The 21,132-nt window shown below is 51.4% G+C and carries 13 protein-coding genes; 7 read left to right on the forward strand and 6 right to left on the reverse strand.

The annotated features are described in order from the left end of the window. Positions 1-30 precede the first annotated feature (30 nt). From DZC79_RS16855 to DZC79_RS16885, 7 genes are all read left to right on the forward strand, one after another. The gene (locus tag DZC79_RS16855) at positions 31-1,311 is read left to right on the forward strand and encodes a prolipoprotein diacylglyceryl transferase (protein ID WP_118952775.1); all 1,281 of its coding nucleotides are present in this window, start codon (positions 31-33) and stop codon (positions 1,309-1,311) included. Between the two features lie 189 nt (positions 1,312-1,500). Next, positions 1,501-2,871: a T9SS type A sorting domain-containing protein gene (locus tag DZC79_RS16860; RefSeq protein ID WP_118952776.1), complete on the forward strand. Its 1,371-nt coding sequence runs from the start codon at positions 1,501-1,503 to the stop codon at positions 2,869-2,871. An 88-nt stretch (positions 2,872-2,959) separates the two neighbouring features. After that, entirely contained in the window at positions 2,960-5,197 is a 2,238-nt protein-coding gene (locus DZC79_RS16865; protein ID WP_118952777.1) for a TonB-dependent receptor plug domain-containing protein, read from the forward strand. A gap of 175 nt (positions 5,198-5,372) precedes the next feature. Then, complete coding sequence (locus DZC79_RS16870) at positions 5,373-11,624, forward strand: FG-GAP-like repeat-containing protein (RefSeq protein ID WP_198666927.1); 6,252 nt, start codon at positions 5,373-5,375, stop codon at positions 11,622-11,624. A 68-nt stretch (positions 11,625-11,692) separates the two neighbouring features. Beyond that, positions 11,693-12,160 carry a T9SS type A sorting domain-containing protein gene (locus DZC79_RS16875; protein WP_157977223.1) on the forward strand — a complete coding sequence of 156 codons (468 nt, stop codon included), beginning with the start codon at positions 11,693-11,695 and terminating at the stop codon, positions 12,158-12,160. A 144-nt stretch (positions 12,161-12,304) separates the two neighbouring features. After that, a complete protein-coding gene (locus DZC79_RS16880; RefSeq protein WP_118952780.1) occupies positions 12,305-13,264 on the forward strand; it encodes an eCIS core domain-containing protein in 960 nt (319 codons plus the stop codon). A 67-nt stretch (positions 13,265-13,331) separates the two neighbouring features. Beyond that, complete coding sequence (locus DZC79_RS16885; RefSeq protein WP_118952781.1) at positions 13,332-15,074, forward strand: ABC transporter ATP-binding protein; 1,743 nt, start codon at positions 13,332-13,334, stop codon at positions 15,072-15,074. 55 nt (positions 15,075-15,129) lie between these two features. Here DZC79_RS16885 and DZC79_RS16890 read toward each other — a convergent pair whose 3' ends face one another. The 6 genes from DZC79_RS16890 to dnaB all read right to left on the reverse strand — a co-directional run bounded on the left by DZC79_RS16890 (position 15,130) and on the right by dnaB (position 21,006). After that, entirely contained in the window at positions 15,130-15,735 is a 606-nt protein-coding gene (locus tag DZC79_RS16890; protein ID WP_118952782.1) for a superoxide dismutase, read from the reverse strand. Positions 15,736-15,915: 180 nt separating this feature from the next. Next, positions 15,916-16,623, reverse strand: a complete 708-nt coding sequence (gene porT / locus DZC79_RS16895) for a type IX secretion/gliding motility protein PorT/SprT (protein ID WP_118952783.1) — start codon at positions 16,621-16,623, stop codon at positions 15,916-15,918. Between the two features lie 41 nt (positions 16,624-16,664). After that, positions 16,665-17,423, reverse strand: coding sequence for a bifunctional demethylmenaquinone methyltransferase/2-methoxy-6-polyprenyl-1,4-benzoquinol methylase UbiE (ubiE, locus tag DZC79_RS16900; RefSeq protein WP_118952784.1), 759 nt, complete (start codon positions 17,421-17,423; stop codon positions 16,665-16,667). 63 nt (positions 17,424-17,486) lie between these two features. Next, positions 17,487-17,939, reverse strand: coding sequence for a D-aminoacyl-tRNA deacylase (gene dtd, locus DZC79_RS16905; RefSeq protein WP_118952785.1), 453 nt, complete (start codon positions 17,937-17,939; stop codon positions 17,487-17,489). Between the two features lie 20 nt (positions 17,940-17,959). Next, entirely contained in the window at positions 17,960-19,321 is a 1,362-nt protein-coding gene (locus DZC79_RS16910; RefSeq protein ID WP_118952786.1) for a DUF2268 domain-containing putative Zn-dependent protease, read from the reverse strand. Between the two features lie 11 nt (positions 19,322-19,332). Then, entirely contained in the window at positions 19,333-21,006 is a 1,674-nt protein-coding gene (dnaB, locus tag DZC79_RS16915; protein WP_232831862.1) for a replicative DNA helicase, read from the reverse strand. Positions 21,007-21,132: the final 126 nt, after the last annotated feature.

The raw sequence follows: 21,132 nt of genomic DNA on the forward strand, positions 1-21,132 counted from the left end.
GCTCATTCCAAATTTTGTATACCATCCAAGATGTATCCCGATTTTCATTACCTCTTCCAATCTTTATTCGGGATCGATATTCCCGGCCTGAGCCTCGTCAAGACCTTCGGCTTTTTTGTAGCGCTCAGCTTTCTTGGCGCCGCCCTGGTGGTAACCCGTGAGCTGAAGCGGAAAAAAGAGCAAGGCTTTTTCAAGCCTGAGATCATAATGGAAGAAAGCGGCAAGCCTGCGTCTACCGGAGAGCTGATATGGATGGCTGTGCTGGGTTTCCTGGTTGGCTTTAAAGTCCTGGGCCTGTTCCTGAACGCTTCGGAAGCATCGAAGAACCCTGTTGATTTCCTGTTTTCGGCCCGGGGCAACCTGCTGGGCGGTGTGCTGCTTGCAGCAGTATTTGTGTACTCGCGTTACAGCAGCAAAAAGAAATTGCAGGCCGCAGGCCGCAAGCAGACACAGGTCGCTGTTTATCCCCATAGCCGTGTTGCCGATATACTGTTCATTGCGGCGATCGCAGGCTTTGCCGGCGCCAAGCTGTTCAATGCTTTCGAGACCTGGGACAATTTTATTCATGATCCGGTAGGTAACCTGCTGTCGCCTTCGGGACTTACCTTTTATGGCGGACTGATCACGGCTACCGTAGCCTTGTACCTGTATGCCCGTAAAAAGAAATTTTCCTTCGCTCATCTTTGCGATGCCGCTGCTCCGGCGCTAATGCTGGCATACGGGGTCGGACGCCTCGGCTGCCAGTTCTCGGGCGATGGCGACTGGGGTATCTTCAACAGCGCTTATGTAACCCAGGCCGACGCTACCCTGGCCAAAAGCTCCTTCCAGGATTACGAGGCTATGCTGAAGCGGTATCCCGATCAATTTATTGACAGGAACTTGAACCAGGTGATCCCGAATAAATATGCACCGGCGCCCGGCTGGCTTCCCGATTGGTTGTTTGCACAGAATTTTCCGCATAATGTGAACAATGATGGCATCGCCATTCCCGGCGACAGCGGCGAGTACCGGCATGTGCTGCCTGCGGGCGTATTCCCCACTTCGATGTACGAGGCGACAGTTTGTATCCTGCTGTTCCTGTTCCTGTGGGCGATCCGGCGGCGCTTTAACCGGCCGCTGCAATTATTCGGCATCTACCTTGTCCTGAACGGACTGGAGCGGTTCCTGATCGAGCTGGTGCGGGTCAATTACAAATACGACTGGGGATTCATTCACCCTACACAGGCCGAGATCATCTCAGCCTGCCTGGTGATCGGGGGCTTGCTGCTTTTCTTTTTTTACCGGCCCCGAACCAGCGCAGCTACGATTTAAACCGGACAGTAATTTTGGATAAAAAAGACTGAAAACCAAGGGGGCGAAGATCATTCCGTCCCCTTAGTTTTTTGGCGCATTATCAATGAGTTATTAGCAGGGAGCACTGTCATTTTTCTGTCATAAAATCATGTAGCTACATGATGTGCGGAATTGCAGGTGTACTTTTGCCGGCGAAAAACAAGTACTATGAAATTAAAATACACAATGGCTGTTGGAGCGCTTGCGCTGGCTACAGCATCCCAGGCACAAAGCTGGATCGCTGACACGGTAAGCATGGGCGTTAACTATGTAGACAATATTTACTACAGCCTTGAGCATGGTCAGTCCGGACCCGCAGTGCCCGAAACCAATTGGCATATTGCGGTTCAGGCCATCTCTTTTGCCGTGCCTTACCACGGCGGCGCCGGTATATGGACCAACGAAGCCCGCAAGAACGGCCCTTCTGTAAAGCTCTATGCGCTGGGTAAGAACGCGACGGAATTTATGACAATCGCTGCGGCAGATACGGTTGGCAAAACAGGCGCTGCGCATGCTTTGCACAACGACACCTCTTCTTACGCGAACGGCGCGTTTAACGCTGCTGCTACCGGCAGTCCCTTCAACTACGGCTGGGGCAATTATTATATGGCTGGTGCTCCCGGCGGCTATCCCGACCATAGCGTGGTCGGCGATACTTTGTTCCTGCTGAACTTTGAAGCGAGCAGCATGGGCGGACCGGTAACGATCTCCAAATCTTATGTTTTCTGGCCCCGCGCTTTGGTTAACGGTAACGAATGGACCCTGTACTATCGCGAGCTGGGCAGCACTGATGTGGATACCATCAGCATCAGCACCGCCGGATCAGACAAGCTGTTTAAATATTACAACCTTGAAACGAAGCAAGTCCTGGACAGGGAGCCTGCAAGGACCTCATGGGATTTTGTCTTCTCCAACTACATGGACCTTTACGGCAGCCAGGGTCTGCAGGGCGTAACCGGTGTGCTGCAGAATTATAACGTCAGCGTAGCACAGGCAGACGGCACTGCCCCGGGCAGTGTAGACTATACTACCATTCCCGCTTCAAACTACGATTCTGCCTTGAATACGATCGGCAACGATTGGAAATTCCTGAACGGCATGTCATGGAGCCTTACGGAGAACCGCAGCTATTTCATCAAAGTATTGAACGGCGATATCTGGCAGGTTTATTTTGATTATTTCGCAACCCAGTCCGGAACCAGTTTCCGCAGGATCGGTCTGCAGAAACGTAAGGTATATACCAAGCCCCCGCCCGTAGGTATTGAAGCCGTGAATGCTTTTGTCAGCAACCTGGTTGTGGTGCCCAATCCCTCGGTAAACGGCGTGACCAACCTGCTGGTTGATGTAAAGCAGGACCTGAAAAATGCGCAGCTGACCATCGTTGATTTGAACGGCCGCGTGGTAATGAAGACCGTTAAGGATATCAAATCCGGATTCCGGCAGATTCCGTTGAATGTAAGCCAGTATCCCGCAGGCATATATATGATTAATCTTTCCGGAGCCGGTTTCAATACCACACAGAAAATGGTCGTAAAATAAGCGCTTGCTTATAACCAACCATACAGGAACATGCTTCGGTACGATGGTGCCGGAGCATGTTTTTTCCAATAAACAACGATTGTAAGCTATGTACAGAATCATATGGCCCTTATTGCTGCTGTGCTTTGCTGTGCGCGTGCCGGCGCAGGAGGTGACCGTGAAGCTGGTCGATGCTTCGGGAGAAGCCTTGCCCGGTGTGGTGGTGAAGCTGCTGAAAAGCGATGCCCAACCGGCCGGAAGCAGCCTGAGCGATGTGAACGGCGAAGCCAGGATCAATATCCAGGCTTACCCGGCGCAGCTCGAGATCAGCAATATGGGCTCTATTCCCCTGGTGAGAACATTGAATGCGGCGCCGGCCGGCCTGCTCACCATCAGCCTGGACCAGAAATATACCGGGCTCAATGAAGTGGTGGTTACCGGTGTTGGTCGGCCTACCCGGCTCGACGAAGCCGTGTCGGTGTACAAGATTATTACGGCTGCTGATCTCAGGGCCCAGGGAGCTGTTACCCTCCAGGAGGCGCTGCGTAATCAGGCGGGCATCAATATCTCGCAGGACGGCATGTTGGGCGGCCAGATGAATATGCGCGCGCTGAGCGGCGCCAATGTGAAGATCATGATCGACGGTCTGCCGGTCAATGGCAGAGAAGCCAGCAATGTGGACCTGGGACAATTCAATATGGCCAATATTGAAAAGATCGAGATTGTGCAGGGGCCTATGAGCGTGATGTACGGATCCGATGCGATAGGCGGCGTGATCAACCTGACGACCAAGACCAACAAGCACAGCTGGAATGCCGGCGCCAATGCGTTCTACGAATCTATAGGCCGCTATAACTTCGGCGCCGACCTTGCCCGCAGCTGGGAAAAGGACAATCTTTCGCTGACCTTTACCCGGAACTTTTTCCAGGGCTGGGATTCGGCCGGAGGCCCGTTGCCCAGGAACCCCGACTGGAAGCCCAAAGAGCAGTACATCGGCAACCTCAAATATATCCACCGCTTCAGCGAGAATACAGTGCTGACTTATGGCGGCGACCTGACCACTGAGAATCTCGTGATCAAAGATGCTGTGCCCGATCCGCTGAACGAGTTCAACAAGACGGCGAGGGATATGTATTTCCGCACCACCCGTTTCATCAACCGCCTGCAGTTGAGATGGAAGACCGGCGCTAATGGCTATTGGGAAAGCAACAACAGCTATGCTTTGTATCATCGCCGCCGGACAACTTACAATACTGACCTGAGCACGCTGGAACGCCGGCTGAGTGATCTTCCCGGTGATCAGAGCGTCAATACTTTCGACAACATAACATCGCGCACCACGTATAACAATAAAGCCGGCATCTTCAATTATACCTTCGGTTACGACATTAACGCCGAATTTGCCCGGGGTGTAGAAAAGATCAAAGACGGCAACAAGTCTATGGGCGACTATGCCCTGTTCCTGACTACGGACATCAAAGCACTGCCTACGCTTACGCTGCAGCCAGCTATACGCTTTACGCACAATACGCTGTACAACGCGCCCATATCGCCGTCGCTCAGCTTCCTGTACAAACCTACCAGGGCATTACATTTCCGGGGCTCCTACAGCCGCGGTTTCCGCGCGCCTACGCTAAAGGAGCTGTATCTCGATTTTCACGACAGCAACCACAACATCGACGGAAATCCCGATCTTAAGGCCGAATACAGCAATCACTTCCAGGCATCGGCAGCCTATACCTTCTTTGAAAAAGGAAGGCGCAGCCTGCTGACCTCGCTGACGGGCTTCTATGATGATGTAAAAGACCAGATCGCTTTAAGGCAATTGGAAGACTCGGGAAGGATAACCAATCGCTTTACGAATTCCAATATAGGGCATACCCGTATTATTGTGGTCCAGCTGAACAATGAGCTGCGCTGGGAAAACCTGCGGGTGAACCTGGGAGCCAGCTATACCAAGAGCCTGGAGACCATTACAGGCCTGGATACTGTGCCAAATTTCCATTATTTCGAAGTGACCGGTAATGCGCGTTATGATATACCCAAATGGGGCGCCGGTATTGCCGTGTTCTATAAGTACACCGGACCGCAGCCGGTCATCGGCGGTATTGAAGGAGGAGGGTTGTTTACCGGAAGGCTGCGTAGCTATCACAATATCGATGCTTCAGTAGAAAAATCATTTTACAAAGAACGGATCCAGCTCACCGCAGGGGTGCGTAACCTGGCTAATGTTTCTAATCTTGCCGCGGCCGGTGTAGGCGGCGGAGCGCACAGCGGTGGAAGCGGCCTGATGCTGACCACCGGGCGCAGTGTTTTTGCTTCGTTAAGGGTGCAGATCGGGAAGTAGCTTTTTTATTGTCAAATGTTTATAAATCATTAAAAACCCTGCAAATTGCAGGGTTTTATCGTTTATAAATAAAAATATATCCATCTTCTATTGCTTTTGTTAAGGTACCGTTATAGTTTTGTGATCTAAAGATACCTTATATATGAGATCATTTTTATGCTTTTTACTTCTTTTCTTGCAGGTACTCCATTCCTCCGCACAGATTACGGTGGTCGGCAGCACCGAGGGGGTATTTGATGTCTCGGATCTCGGAGGCGCGCGCTATGCTATTCCCATCAAAGTCCCCGAGGGTGTTGGCGGCCTGCAGCCTGAAATATCATTAACCTACAACAGCCAGGGTGGTAACGGGCCGCTTGGTATGGGATGGTCGATCGGCGGCCTTTCGGCGATTACCCGGTCGGGCAATACGATATACAACGATAAAGTCGTAACCGGCGTTGCACTTACTACTGCTGATAAGTTTGTTCTGGATGGTAACCGTTTGCTCGTCACTTCCGGTGCATATGGTGCAGCGGGTTCTCAGTACCGTACTGAGATCGAGACTTTCAGATCGGTTGTAGCCAATGGTACCCTTGGTAATGGCCCTGCCTCATTTACGATTACCGATCAGGAGGGGCGCATTTATGAATACGGCGCCACGGCCAATGCTCAGGCAGTTGTGCCTGGTCGTACAGAACCTTATATGTGGATGCTTAGCAAGGTTACCGATCTTAAAGGAAATTACATTACCTATGAATATGTCAACAACAACGGCGAAGTAGTGCCCAGTACGATCAAGTACAATTGTAACCAGATTACCGGTACCACTTTTCAGACTTATGTTTCCTTCTCCTACACAACCAACGCCGATCCCAATTTCAATTATCTTGCTGCAGGGAAGATCGCATCGACAAAGAAGATCAACAAGATTTCGGTGATACAAAAGGAAGGGACGTTATGGCATTATTACCGCTCTTATCTTCCCGAATACAGCGATGATTTTTATACGCATCTGGTGAGGGTTAAAGAGCAAGGTGTAGACCAGGCAGAAGCCTTGCCTGCTACCGAGCTCAGCTATGGGCCGGTCACGCCTACTGCATTGGCTGCTCATAGCGAGCTCCAGTCGGGCGCAAACAGTTCTTTTGCCGTGGGTGATTATAATGGCGATGGTAAAACGGATCTGCTGCGCTTTTCCACAGCGAACAATGATAACAGCTTTACGCTCTTTATCAACCAGGGCGAGCCCAATGCTTATGTTCCGGTACAAAGCGGCACACTTAATTACGATCCTGCATTCAACAACCTGAAAAATACGATCAAAACCAGAGATCAGGCAAAATCAATAGCTTTCGATTATAACGGCGACGGAAAGGATGACTTCGTCTATATTCAAAGCCAGGCATACAGCCCCTGCAATTGCCAGTCGTTAAAGCAAAGATTTTATATCTATTTATCCAGCGGCAATAGTATCACCCCTTTGGACCGCCCTATAGTACCCACCGCCAATCCCGGTACTTCAGATAACTTCGGTAACCTTTGGCCGCTTATCGGTGACTTTGACGGCGATGGTAAATCTGAGCTGTTTGCAGTATCCACCAATAGCAATTCCTCCTATAATATTTCCTATATGATGGGGGAGCGTTACAATACAGCAACGACCACTACCGGCCCATTTAATGCACCTACACCGTATCCCGTCTATGTTGCGAAGTCCTTTTACGGACTGCCTTTTACAGGTGCCAATGGCGCTAAGCTGTTTGTGGTAGACTACAATGGCGATGGTAAGTCGGATATTATGCAGATCAGCGGTGGTACTGCCTATATCTATGAAATGAATGTTACCTATGATGCTAATAATCTTCCTGTAGTAGGTTCTCCCGCGTTCAGGCTTGTTGGCAGCAGCGGCTATCCTTCTCAATGGCACAATGTATATACCGGTGATTTCAATGGTGATGCCATTACCGATGTGCTGACTTACTACGACGGCGTTGGATGGGAGGTCGGTTATGGCAACGGCGCGGGGCAAATCAACCTTACTGCAGGTGCGGGCCTGTCGATGGCCCAGCCTTACAGCAATATGGATCCTGATGTGATGCGGCCCATATTGATCAGTGATTTCAATGGAGATGGGAAGGATGATATCTACGATTATACAGGCAGTGTAATGGAGTTCGGGCAGCTGTACGACCCAACTATCCGCTACTCCAAGGGCAACAACACTTTTGTATCGGAAGTGCCCGGCCTTGATCTTGCCAAGGTGGGCTACGAATCGATTGACTATTTCCTGGGTGATTTCAACGGAGATGGTGCAATCGACTTTACGACACGTTTCATCTCAGATCGCCTGCCTTATGTCGTTAGTTTCCATCCTAATGAATCGAGACATCTGCTGACACAGGTAAAGTCGGGCCTGGGCGCTACCACTAAGGTAACCTATCAGCCCTTGACGAATGCTTCGGTGTACAGTCCGGGCACTAATCTGTATCTCTATCCCTTTGTAAAAAGAACCCTGCCAATCAAGGTAGTGGCCGTGGTGAATAATGACAATGGCACCGGAACGGCTGGAAATGATGTTAACTATTCTTACAAAAGCCTTAAGCTGAATGCTCATGGAAAAGGCCTGCTGGGCTTTGACCAGATCTCGGCTTACAATGTGACGAAGGATATGCTCGAAGGAAAAAACTTCGGGCTGAACGGTACTTATGCTTATCCCTACCTGCAAAGCAAATGGGCACAGCAGGCAGGGGTTACTATGAATTCTTCATACAGTACTTATGCTTTTTACGACTATGGCAATAAGCGGATACTGCCTTATGTGTCAGAATCCGGCACCTCCGACTATATTACCGGAGCTACAGTGAAAACAAATAACAACTATACTTTCCCTCCACAGCTGATACCATTTGGCGTCACCTACAGCATTAATATTGGTAAGCCTTCAAGTACGACGATCACCAAAGGTAGCGGACTGGAAACGGTTACACAAACCTTCACTTATCCGAATTATGCCGATGTCATGGGCGGCAATCCGGTGCCGGTGTATGTTTATTCCAAGCCATCGTCAGTAACGACGACTGCTACGCGGCAGGGGCAACCTTCATATACCCGTAAGGAGACGTTCAGCTACAACAATACTTTTGGATGGCTCATCCAATCGGTTAAAGATCCCGGTACGGCTAATGCTTTAACCAGTTCGTACTGGTACGATGAATATGGTAATCTGGTTAGAAAGCAGGAGTCGGCTGCCGGTCTGACCAACCGCATCCAGCGCTGGACTTATGAGGGATCAAAACGATACGTTACAGAGTCGTACAATGAGGCTTACCCTAATGTGAAAAAGACGACCACATACAATGCTATAAGCGGTCTGAAGCTAACGGAAACGGACCCCGATGGATATACGACCACATATACTTATGATGCTTTCGGCAGAGAGAAGACGATTACCGATAATAACGGTAAAAGTACTACCCTGAATTACATCCAGGCTGCAGGCAATCCCTATGCAACTTCTTTCTCGCAGTACGCTGTACAAAAGTTGAGCAATACAGCAGGCCCTTCATACACCTTTTATGACCGACTGGGCCGTGTGAGCCGTGTGGCGGTAACCGGCTATAACGGCCAGATGATCTTTGTAGACGACCGCTACGACAGTAAAGGGCAGCTCGCCCGGCGTTCTAATCCTTATTTCGAGGGAACGACGCTGCAGAACAGTATTTTCGGTTACGACAACTATGGCCGTCGAACCTATCATAATATCCCTGGGGGCAACAATACTACCTACGCTTACGCGCTGGTGGGAGACAAGTATATTACGACAGCCACCAACGCTGCCGGCCAGGCGCAGAAGACTTATATGGACAAAAGCGGCCGTATAGTTGCTGCGGAAGATAATGGGGGTATGCTCGAGTATATCTATCACAGTAGTGGTAACAAGAAAATGACTACTCTAAATGGTGTGGCCGTAGAAACTATTGAATATGATGATCTGGGAAGGCAAAAGAAAAAGACGGATCCCAATTATGGCAGCTTTGAGTATGCTTACAATGTGTACGATGAAATGATCAGTCAGAAAGATCCTAAGGGCGTAACCTATACCTTTACCTATAATGAGCTGGGTGCGCTGAAAGATAAGACAGGTCCTGAAGGTGTATATACCTACACCTACAATACCGCTGCAGCAGGACCCAGCTGCGGCAAAATGACAATGCTTACCGGTCCCGGCGCTACCCATAACTATAATCATGGTTTAGGTAGCAAAGTGAACTTTGAAGAGCAGATTACAGGAAGCTTATCATTCAAAACCCAATACACTTACGACATCTACGGACGACTAAAGTCAACTATTTATCCCAATAATGCGACTGTTGAATACACCTACAATGAGAACGACGGCAGCCTGGCGGCTATAGGAAAACCCGGCGCGACATACGGTACGCCAATGGGGCCATTGCCTGCATATATGTACTCGGTGGTCAACAAAAATGCCTTCGGACAGGTAACGACTTCCGGCTATCAGAGCCAGTTTACTTCCGGACCATTAGGCGTGATACCGTTCAGCTTCAAATCGACGCAAAGCTTCGATACTTATGGATACCTTACCGGGCAGTCGACTATTATACAGGGCAGCAATACTTCTCCTGCAGTAACCTTGCGCAACTTCGGCTACCAGATCCAGCCTGCCACCGGCAATCTTTCGTGGCGTAAAGACTATAAGTATAACCTGCAGGAAGATTTCTCCTACGACGATCTGAATCGTCTTACTGTTGCGCAGGGACAAGTAACAGGGCCTTTCCCTGCAATGATGGTAACACAGACTGTCGATTACACACCGGATCAGAATGGAAATATCTGGAAAAAATCGGATGCCGGTACTTTCGCTTACGATCAGGCCAACAGAGTAAGCGAAATCTCCCCTTATGTCAATATACCTTCGGTTGAACAAAATCTTACTTATACACCTTTCAGAATGGTAGCCACCATAGCAGAAGGGAACAGCAATGCCGCTTTCGCCTATTGGGCCGATGGCGAAAGAAGCAAGATGGACATCTATCAGAACAATGTCCTGCAGAAGACAAAATATTATGCTCAGAATTTTGAAAAGGAGATTGATGCAATTACCGGCAGTGTAAGAGAGAGGACTTACGTTTACGGCCCGGAAGGAACGCTTGTCGCTATCCTGGAGCGGAAAGACGGAGTGGACCGGACATATTATGTGTCGACCGATCACCTGGGCAGCATCACCCAGATCTTCGATGAAAGCGGTACGATTGTTGAAGAAAAAAGCTTCGATGCCTGGGGCCGGGCGCGTGATCCGCAGACATGGGCGGCGCTGGCAGTAACCGGACCGGGCAATGGCTGGGATCGCGGGTACACCGCTCATGAGCACCTGCCGCAGTTCGGGCTCATCAATATGAACGGAAGAATCTATGATCCGCTGCTGGGCCGTATGCTTGGACCCGATCCCTTTATTATGGGACAGGACAATACTCAGGGCTATAACCGCTATACCTATGCACTGAATAACCCCTTACGTTATACGGATCCCAGCGGACATTTTGTCGCAGTCGTTCCTCTGCTGGTTGCAGTTGCATATGGCGCGTTGCTGGGTGCCGTATCTTCGGCGGCAGCCTACAGCATTATGGCCGGACGTAGCTGGACCTGGGGTGGCTTCGGTAAAGCCGCGTTGTTTGGTGGTATTGCAGGTGGTCTCAGTGCCGGTATCGGAAGTTTTGCGGCAGGTGTAAGCAGCAGCGCATTCTTCCAGTCTGTAGGTTTTAATATTCTAAAAGCGACGACCAGCCAGATGGTCACCAAAATGATCATGGGTGATAAGATAGACCTTACCTTGGCCGGAAGCGTTGCCGGCGGATTGGTGGCTGGATCTATGCCTCAGTTCTCGGGAGTAGAAGGCGGAGCTTTTGCCAACATTGTTGGTGAAATCGCACAGTCGGGTGTTACCGGGGCTGCCGCAGGATTTGTGAGCGGAGGTATATCGGCGGCCTCTACGGGCAGGAATATACTGGAAGGTGCCTTCCTGGGCATGGATGGCGGTATCAAAGGAAACCTGGCCCAGACCGGCGTGATGATATCTGTTTTCGGCGCTGGTATAGTACCTGATGAAGATGTACAGAAAGGATTGAAAAAGGTAGAAGAGCTGGCCAAGGCGCCATCGCCGGGTAAGTTTACACCGCTGTTCAGGAGGGGAAGTATCTATGGCATTATCTTTGGCAGGGGCGTTACCTGGGGACGGAGCCTGGTTGTACCGGGGAAGGATAAATATACTTACCTGCACGAGTACGGACACTTTATGCAGCAGCTGCTCAATGGCTTTGGTAATATGCAGCTGAAAGGCATATGGGAGCAGATCCGTTATGGAGAGGATTCTTATGGTATGCCGGGAACTAATGAGTTTGAAGCGGATACCTGGTATCGCGGTGCAAGGTAATGCCTGGCTTAGTTGCGATCTTATACAGGAACAACCTTCCTGATTGTGTACAAAAAAAGAAAATCAAAATGAAAACGATATTATCTTCTTTGGTCCTGGCGCTTATGGCTATAGGCACACACGCCCAAACCTGCAAGATCAAGATCTACTATGACGAGAACGGCAACCGCATCCAACGCGCCCTTGAATGTCAGCGGCCAGCACCTCCTACCGATACGCCGCTCGTTCAACAGGAACAAGCGCTGGCAGCTACAGGTCTTTCCACTGCTGCAAACGCCTCCTTCCAGGTGTATCCCAATCCTTCTGAAACGCAGATCAATGTAAGGCTGGATGCTCCTTTGCTGAACGAAGGCTGCAGCATTCTGCTGACCGATATCGCGGGCAAGACTCTGGCGCAGAAGCAGCAGGTGAAGGAATTGCTCTCCAGCTTCTCACTTGAAGGCTACGCCGACGGAACCTACTTCGTGATCGTAGTGAGCGGCAGCCGCAAGCACACCGTAAAGATCGTGAAGCAGACCGGCAACGGCTTCCGCTAACACAGATTTCTATCAGGAACAAACGCTGCTCTCCGGAGCGGCGTTTGTCGTTAGTGACGGCCCGGTCTGTTATGTGGGCTATGCCGGTTGCCGATTTTTAAATAACTTGCTGCTTGTTCCAATCAAATAAATCACCCGAAAACGATGCTGAAAAAAATAGGATATACACTTCTTTTTGCCATAAGCACGCTGCAGGCTGAAGCCGGTACCCAGTTGAAATTTCCCTTTGCCGGTTGTACGGTTGAGCTACTCGACAGTACCGGCGCTGCTGCGGCCAACAGCAAATCCGATGCCTATACCAAAGCCCTGCAGCCTTTCGACCTCCAGATCCGCCTGGGTAAGGCAGACGCTACGGAAAAAGATTATCTGGCGCGAGCAGCCGAACAAGTGCGCAACTGGCCGGCCGAAGAGCAACAACAGCTGAAGCAATCCTTTGCCGAGATCGAGACATTCTTAAAAAACCATAAAGTAAAGCTGAAGCTGCCGGCTACGATACAGCTGATCAAGACGGCCGGCAAAGAAGAGTTTGAGGCGGAAGGCTATACCCGCGGCAACCGCATCATTCTACACACCAGTGCGCAGCAATCAATCGACGCCCACCTGGTAGCACATGAGCTGTTCCATGTGTATTCCCGTTTCAACGAACTGAAAAGGGATAAGGTCTATGCGGTCTTCGGCTTTAAAAAATGCAACCGCATCAATACCAGTGAAGCGATGAACAATAAAGTGATCACCAATCCCGACTGTCCCTTTATTGAACACTATATCCGGGTAAATGTGAACGGACAGCCGAAAGACCTGGTGCTGCAGCTGTACAGCCAGAGAGATTATAAAGAAGAATACAATCTCGGCGATTACATGAATGTAGGCCTGCTGGAAGTGTCCGGTACCGATAAGAGCAAGAAGCCGGTTATGAAAGACGGCGCAGGTGTACTATACCAGATCGACCAGGTGCCGGAACTGATGACGCAGATCAGTGGCAACACGCCTTATATCCTGCATCCTGAAGAAATATCGGCCGAGCACTTCGCCATGTGGGTGATAGGCCGGCAGGTACCACAGCCCGAATTTTTTGACCGGCTGCAGAAAGCCCTGATGCCATAAACTTACTGCTTGCTGTCCCCGCCCGAACATCCGGCGGGGACAGCTGTTTCCCGGTATATGTTGGCCTATGAAAATACTCTGGAAATACCTGAAACCGCATAGCCGGCTCATTATATTGGCGCTGCTGCTGGCCGGAGCCGCACAGCTGCTCACTATGATCGATCCGTTGATCTTCGGCAAGATCATCGATGGCTACGCTGCCAATCCCCGAAAGCTGCCTGAAGATCAATTGGTGCAGGGTGTGCTGCTCTGGCTGTTCATCGCGCTGAGCATCGCATTGCTGGCCCGGCTGGCCCGCAGCTTCCAGGAGTATATCATGCGCCTGGCTGTGCAGCGCTTCGGTATGCAGATCTTTAACGATGGGCTGAAGCAGACCCTGCGCCTATCCTTCCGTGAATTTGAAGACCAGCGCAGCGGCGAGACCCTTGCCATATTGCAGAAGGTGCGCACCGATACCGAAAAGTTTGTGAGCGCTTTTACCAATATTCTCTTCTCTTCCCTGGTAGGCTTCGGCTTCCTTGTTTGGTATGCCATTACCAAGCACTGGCTGCTGATCCCCGTGTTCCTGATCGGCTTCGTGGTGCTTGGCGGCTTTACCGGTATGCTCAGCCGCCAGATCAAAACGGTGCAGCGCAGCATCAATAAAGAAACGACACGCTTCTCGGGTCTCATTACCGAATCCCTACGCAACATTGAGCTGGTACGAAGCCTGGGGCTTACTTATCCCGAGGTGCGGCGCATGCGGGAGCATATACAGCAGATCTTCGACCTGGAGATGAAAAAAGTAAAGCAGGTCCGTTTCCTTTCTTTCTGGCAGGGCACCACGCTCAACCTGCTGCGGCAGTCGGTGTTGTTTACCCTGCTCTGGCTTATTTTCAGGCATGTGCTTACCCCCGGCGAGCTCATTGCCATGCAGTTTATTTCGACCGCTATCTTCGCTCCGCTGCAGGATATGGGCAATATACTGGTCTCCTATAAAGAGGCCGAGGCTTCCATCTATACTTTCGATCAGCTAATGCAGAAGTCGGTAGAGCGCCGCCCCGAAGAGCCGGAACCTTTGGGCGCCTTATCCGAGCTGCGTTTCGACGAGGTTGTTTTCCGCCATGCCGCTGCAGCAGATAATGCGATCGACGGCATCTCCTTCAGGGCAGAGGTAGGCGATACTATTGCCTTCGTAGGCCCTTCTGGCTCGGGTAAGTCAACCCTGATCAAGCTGTTGGTAGGTTTGTACCGGCCGGTAGGCGGGGCTATTTATTTTAACGATATTCCGGCAGAGAAGATCCGCTACAATGATATGCGCCGGCAGATCGGCTTCGTTACCCAGGATGTGCAGCTCTTTGCCGGTACCATCAGAGACAACCTGCTCTATGTAAAACCCAATGCTACCGATGAAGAAATAAAGGAGGCGCTGCACAAGGCATCCTGCGATGCATTGCTGTCGCGCAGCGGACAGGGCATCTATACAGTGCTGGGAGAAGGAGGGCTGAAGCTGTCGGGCGGGGAAAAGCAAAGGATCTCTATCGCAAGAGCGTTGGTACGCAGGCCGCGCCTGCTCATCTTCGACGAAGCCACCTCTGCGCTCGATTCGCTTACCGAAGAAGCGATTACCGAAACGGTGCGGGAGATATCGGGGCGCCGCGAGCAGATCACCATCCTCATCGCACATCGCCTGTCGACCGTGATGCATGCCGATACCATTATCGTGCTGGAAAAAGGAAAGATAGCGGAGCAGGGCAACCATGACGCCCTGGTAGCTGCGCGCGGGCTGTACTACGCGATGTGGCGCCAGCAGATCGGGGAGCGCCGTTAAAAAACAAATGAGCCGCCGGAACAATTCCGGCGGCTCATTGATTGATGTGCAGCGCTTATAGGGCCGCTTCGTAGCGTTTGCCAGCTTCAGCCCAGTCGATTACGTTCCAGATCGCCTTGAGGTAGTCAGGACGTTTATTCTGATATTTTAGATAATAAGCGTGCTCCCATACATCGATACCGAAGATGGGAGTACCTTTTACTTCAGCTACATCCATCAGGGGATTGTCCTGGTTGGGTGTAGAAGTAACCTCCAGCTTGCCATCCTTCACGATCAGCCAGGCCCAGCCGCTGCCGAAGCGCGTAGCGCCGGCGTTGGCGATCTTTTCTTTCAGCGCGTCCAGTCCGCCGAATGCTTCGTTGATGGCATCGGCCAGCTTGCCTTGCGGCGCAGTGGCGGCATTGGGACTCATAATGGTCCAGAACTGCGTGTGGTTGTAATGGCCGCCGCCATTGTTGCGCACAGCAGCAGGATACTTGGATATATTTTTCATCAGCTCTTCCAGGGAAAGATTCGCTGCATCGGTACCTTCGATTGCTTTGTTCAGGTTATCGACATAAGCCTGGTGGTGCTTGCCATGGTGGATCTCCATGGTTTGAGCGTCGATATGGGGTTCCAGCGCATTGGGCGCGTAAGGCAGGGCGGGAAGCGTGTGTGCCATGATCAGATAATTTACAGTTTAGGAATTGAAGATTTATGTCAAATAATAATGCGATTGCGATCAAAAAGTTTAATCATCAAATGCAGGGCACAAAAGTAGGGTCTGTCCTAAACAGTTGCAAATCGTAAACAATAATTTAAGTATATCGTAAAATGATATAAGGTTGGGAAGTGCACCGGTTTAGCCTTCAAGGTGGATCGATATGGTGATCATGCGGGTGCGCATGGCGTCGATGGTGTTGGAAAGGGGGATTTGCGAGTCCTTGTAATTGGTATTGCGGAAACCCTGGCTCAGCTTGATCTCCGGGGAGAAGATGAAGTTAGGATAAAAGAACTCAAAGCCGATACCCACCTCGGCGCCGTAATCCACGGCACTTACCCTTAACCATTCATCCTGGCGGCGGCTGCGCGAATTGGCCGACAGATCGTAGTCGAGCTTGCCGCCCAGCAGACCGTAGAAACGGAAATTGTTGATACGGTCGCTTTTGAACTTCAGTTGCAGGGGCAACTGCATATAAATGGACTCGACACTACGGCTTTCTTCTTTATTAAACTGGTCTACGGTCGTTATTTTCTTATCGGAAAAAACGAGAGCCGGTATAAAACGGAGATCGACGAATTTGGTCAGACGCAGGTTGCCCATAATACCGAGGTTAAATCCCGGGCCATAGGAAGGCTGCACTGACCGGAAAGTATCGTGTTCGGCAAAGCTTTGCGTATTGTTGATCCGGAAAGCAGAATAATTGAAGCCAAAGGTGATCCCGAAGTAGTAGAGTTTTGAGTCATGTTCAGGCATGTTGGGAACATGGTGCTGTGCCCGGGCTGCCAGGTTACACAGTAGCACGGCTATCAGTAAACCCGTCTTTAATGCTTTCGCTTTTATGGTCATATCTGACGAAGATAAGCAATAGTTGTTTTCCTGCTTAAAAATCAGGCCTTTTCGGCAGTGTACAGGGTGGTAATGCCGAAACTCAGCGGCCGGGCTTTGACGTGGGTAAAGCCGCTGCGCGCCATAATGGTGCAAAAAGCAGCGCCTTCAGGAAAAGCGGCGACGGATTCCGGCAGATAAGTATATGCCGTGGCATCCTTCGATACGCTCTTGCCCAACACCGGCAGTATATAACGGAAGTAAAAGCGGTATAATTGTTTGATGGGAAACTTTTTTGGCTGGGAAAACTCCAGGATGGCTACACGGCCGCCGGGACGCAATACCCGGCTCATTTGCTGCAGGCCCTTTTCCAGGTGCTCAAAATTGCGGACACCGTAAGCGCAGGTGATCGCATCGAAGCTGCTGTCACCGAAGGGCAGGGCTTCGCTGTCGCCATATTGCAGGACAATCTTGTCCGACAAGCCTTTTTCTGCCAGTTTTTTCCGGCCGATCTCCATCATCCCTTCCGAAATATCGACACCGGTTACCCGCTCGGGCTGTAGCGTAAGCGCAGCAATCGCCAGGTCGCCGGTACCGGTAGCCACATCCAGTATCTGGCGGGGCTGTATGGGTTTCAGGCTTTGGATCGCTTTCCTGCGCCAGCCTTTATCGATACCCATCGAGAGGAAGTGATTGAGGAAATCGTAGCGGCCCGCAATACGGTCGAACATACCCGCTACCTGCTCTTTTTTGCTCAGGTCGGAATGGGGCAGGGGAACTACCCTGGAGGCCGGCTCGCCGGTAGAATAAGGTGCAGTCATCGCTGCAAAAGTACGGCGAATTCCATTACAAAAGCGGTAGAGGAAAAGGCTGTGAGGTGAGGCTTACAAAGGTGTTTGCGAATCGATAATGATAGTTACCGGGCCGTCGTTGACGAGGGCCACCTTCATATCGGCGCCGAAAGAACCGGTAGCCACGGGTCTGCCCAGGTCGATTTCCAGTTGCCGGATTATTTTTTCGTAAAGTGGTATCGCCTGCTCCGGCCGGGCGGCCTTAATGAAGGAAGGCCGGTTCCCTTTTTGTGTCGCGGCATGCAGGGTAAACTGGCTGATGAGCAGGATTTCACCACCGATATCCTGCACCGAACGGTTCATCAATCCGGCCTCGTCGCCGAAGATGCGCATCTGTACGATCTTTTTGCTCAGCCAGCTGATATCGGCATCCGTATCGGCAGCTTCAATACCCAGCAATACCAGCAGCCCGGCGCCGATGGCGCCTTTCACGGTGCCGTCGATGGTGACTGAAGCCTGCGAAACCCTTTGTAGTACAGCGCGCATGTGAAAAGAAATATGGTTCGTTAATTGCCGGCGGCGGCATGCAGCAGCATTTTGCGGTCATAACCGCTTTCCTGCAGGAATTGCAGGGGATCCCGCAGCCGGATGATCTCTCTTACGGCCTGCTGCTTGTCCTTTGCCTGCTCGTAATACGCCTGTGCGATCCTGTAGCCCATATAGTAGCCGAGGTCCGCCGGCTTGCCTTTGACCTCGTTGTAATTGTAGAGCCAGTCTGTGGCGTCGTTTTTACATAAGGTTTCCTTGAAAGCCTGCCACAGCGCTGCTTCATGCTGGTCGCCATAGCTGTGGATATAAGCATTGAGCTGTCCTTGCGCCAGCAGCTCGCCGATAAAATCGGCTATACCTTCATGCAGGGAGAGGTACAGCTGCCTGCAGACGACAGCATTAGTATCGGGCCTGAATACCTGTTGGGTGTGAACACATTCATGAGCGACAATGTTCCGTATCTTCTGCTGCAGGGGCTCTGTACCCATCAGCTGCTTGCTGTAGGCATTGTCCCTGAACTCTGACAGATCTACCTTGTCGCTGGACAAGGCGACTTCGGTGCCTACCAGCACAAAGCGTTCAGAAGTGGTGCCGCCGGAACCTACTATGCCTATTGCAAAGCAGACCTTAAAGGGGCGGAAGTCGGGATAAAGCTGCTGGAACCTGTGGAAGATGTCTTCGATCTGGGGAACAGCCTTTTTCGCTTCCAGCGTATTGGGGCGTACGGATTGGTAAAACCGGGAACGCGCGGCAATCGCTTTCACGAATTTCTCGGCCGTGAACTGGCGCACCCTGATGAAATCGATAAGGCCGTCGGTAGCCCTGTCCAGGTATAGCTTCTGAATGGTTTGCACGCTATCAGCATGAGTTTTGCATTGCGGCAGGCGGTCGAATGCTTCCCAGAAATGGTCGATATCGGCTGTGAGCACAGTTTTCCGGTTCTCCGGCTCCAACGCTTTGCGGATGCGCTCCCGCTCTTTCAGCGTAGCAGCCGGTATCAGCGATACGCTGGCATCAATCTTTCCTTCCCCGGGATTACCGCTTTCATCCAGCCGCTTAACGACCAGCTGATGCGCCCCGTTATCAGCAGCGGTATATTCATATACCTCCTCGCCATCCGTACCGGTCGGGCTGTCGATCTCTTTGATCACCTTTCCACCGGGATCTTTCAGCACGACGACGACATCTATTCCTCTTTGCTGAACAGAGATATGATAGGTGGCTTTCTTTTTCAACAGGACCGACAGGACGGGGCTGCTCTCCCGGCTGATCCGGATCGCCGTATCGGCTTGCCCCGGCACGATCGTCCTGATTTCCTGCCCGCTGGCAGGAATAACGAAGAGGCCGGAGAGAAGAAACAGGATAAAGATTTTTCGCATAAAGATCGGGACTAGAAGGGTGCGTCGTCATCGCTGTTGGGCTTGGGACCTTTCAGCCTGGACTTGGGTGTGAACTCATCGTCTTCGAAATCCATATTGTTGGCCTTGGATTGCATTGTCTGGAAATTCTGGCTCATGATCAGCTTGCTGTTGCCGAAATCATCGGGATGCTTGCGTATGCCCGCAGAAGGATCGTCGAAGCCGCCACCGGTAAAGCCGCCACCGCCGCCCATCCAGTCATCTTTGGGCGCCTCCACGAATTGCTGGTATTCCAGGATGGCTTTCAGCTTCACGGTGTCGAGACGGCCGTTACGGTGCTTGGCGATATTGATATGCGTTTCCCCGTCGAAAGGCTGTCCAGTGCTGTCGTCGTTGCTGATGCCATAATACTCGGGTCGATAGATGAACATAACCATGTCGGCATCTTGCTCGATCGCACCCGATTCACGGAGATCGCTCAGCTGCGGTATCTTACCTTTGTCGCCGCCGCGGGTTTCCACCGCACGGCTCAGCTGGGAAAGCGCCAGCACCGGCACGTTCAGCTCCTTGGCGAGCATTTTCAGTTCCCTCGATATCTTACTGATCTCCTGCTCACGGTTACCGGCTTTATCGGAACCCTGCATCAATTGCAGGTAGTCGATAATGATCATGCCGATATCGTTCTTGGTTTTCAGGCGGCGGCATTTGGCGCGCAGCTCGAAGATATTGAGGCCGGCCTGGTCATCGATAAAGATGGGCGCCTTGGCCAGGGGCTCCATACGCTGGGTCAGCTGCGTAAATTCATAGTCTTCCATTTTGCCACGGCTGATGTTTTCCAGCCGTACCTGGGTTACACAGCTCAGCATACGCTTTACGATCTGCGTGTTGCCCATTTCCAGCGAGAAGATCGCCACGCCGCGGGGCTTGCGCGGATCCATCGCCGCATTCATGGCGAGGTTCAGCGCGAAGGCGGTCTTACCTACCGCCGGACGGGCAGCCAGGATAATAAGGTCGGATGGCTGCCAGCCGCCGGTAATGGCATCGAGCGAAGGGAAGCCCGATGGAACGCCGGTAACATCATCCTTCTCGTCCCTGGCTTTGGCCACCTGTTCGATGGTTTCCACCAGGATATCCTGCATGCTGGAATAGTTCTTGCGCAGGAAATTATTGCTGATCTCGAACAGGTCGGTTTCGGCCTTGTCCATCAGGTCAAAGACGTCGGTCTTGTCTTCGTAAGCATTGGTGATCATCTCGCCGCAGATACGGATCAGCTCGCGCTGGATGTATTTTTCCATCACGATACGGGCGTGGGCGATTACGTGGGCGCTCGTGACCACGCTCATGGTGAGGCGCGTCAGAAAGTAAGCGCCGCCGATCAGCTCGAGCTCATCGGTTTTGCGCAGCTCTTCGGTCACGGTAAGCAGATCCACCACCTGGCCCTTTTCAGGCAGCCGTTTGATGGCAGCATAGATGCGCTGGTGAGCGTCGACATAAAAACAATCGGGCGAGGGCAGCACTTCCAGCACATCCGAAAGTTTGTCTTTCTCCAGCATGATTGCGCCCAGTACGGCTTCCTCCAGCTCTTTGGCCTGGGGGGGTATCTTGCCGTACATTACATTGTTAAGGTCAGGCTTGCGGCTCCTGCCCAGTTCTTTCTTTACATTTACTGACATTTCGTTCTTTTCTTTGAATGGAGTTGGTGCCACTCCTGGTTTTTAAAAACAAAAACTTTCAAAGTCAAAGAACCTTTTCTTGTTCGAATCTCCCTGTCAGAGGTCCTTTAGCGGAACCGGAACTTTTACCGGTATGGCGTGACCGGGGATGATCAAATG

The organism is Taibaiella helva (genome assembly GCF_003545695.1).
GTDB lineage: Bacteria > Bacteroidota > Bacteroidia > Chitinophagales > Chitinophagaceae > Taibaiella > Taibaiella helva.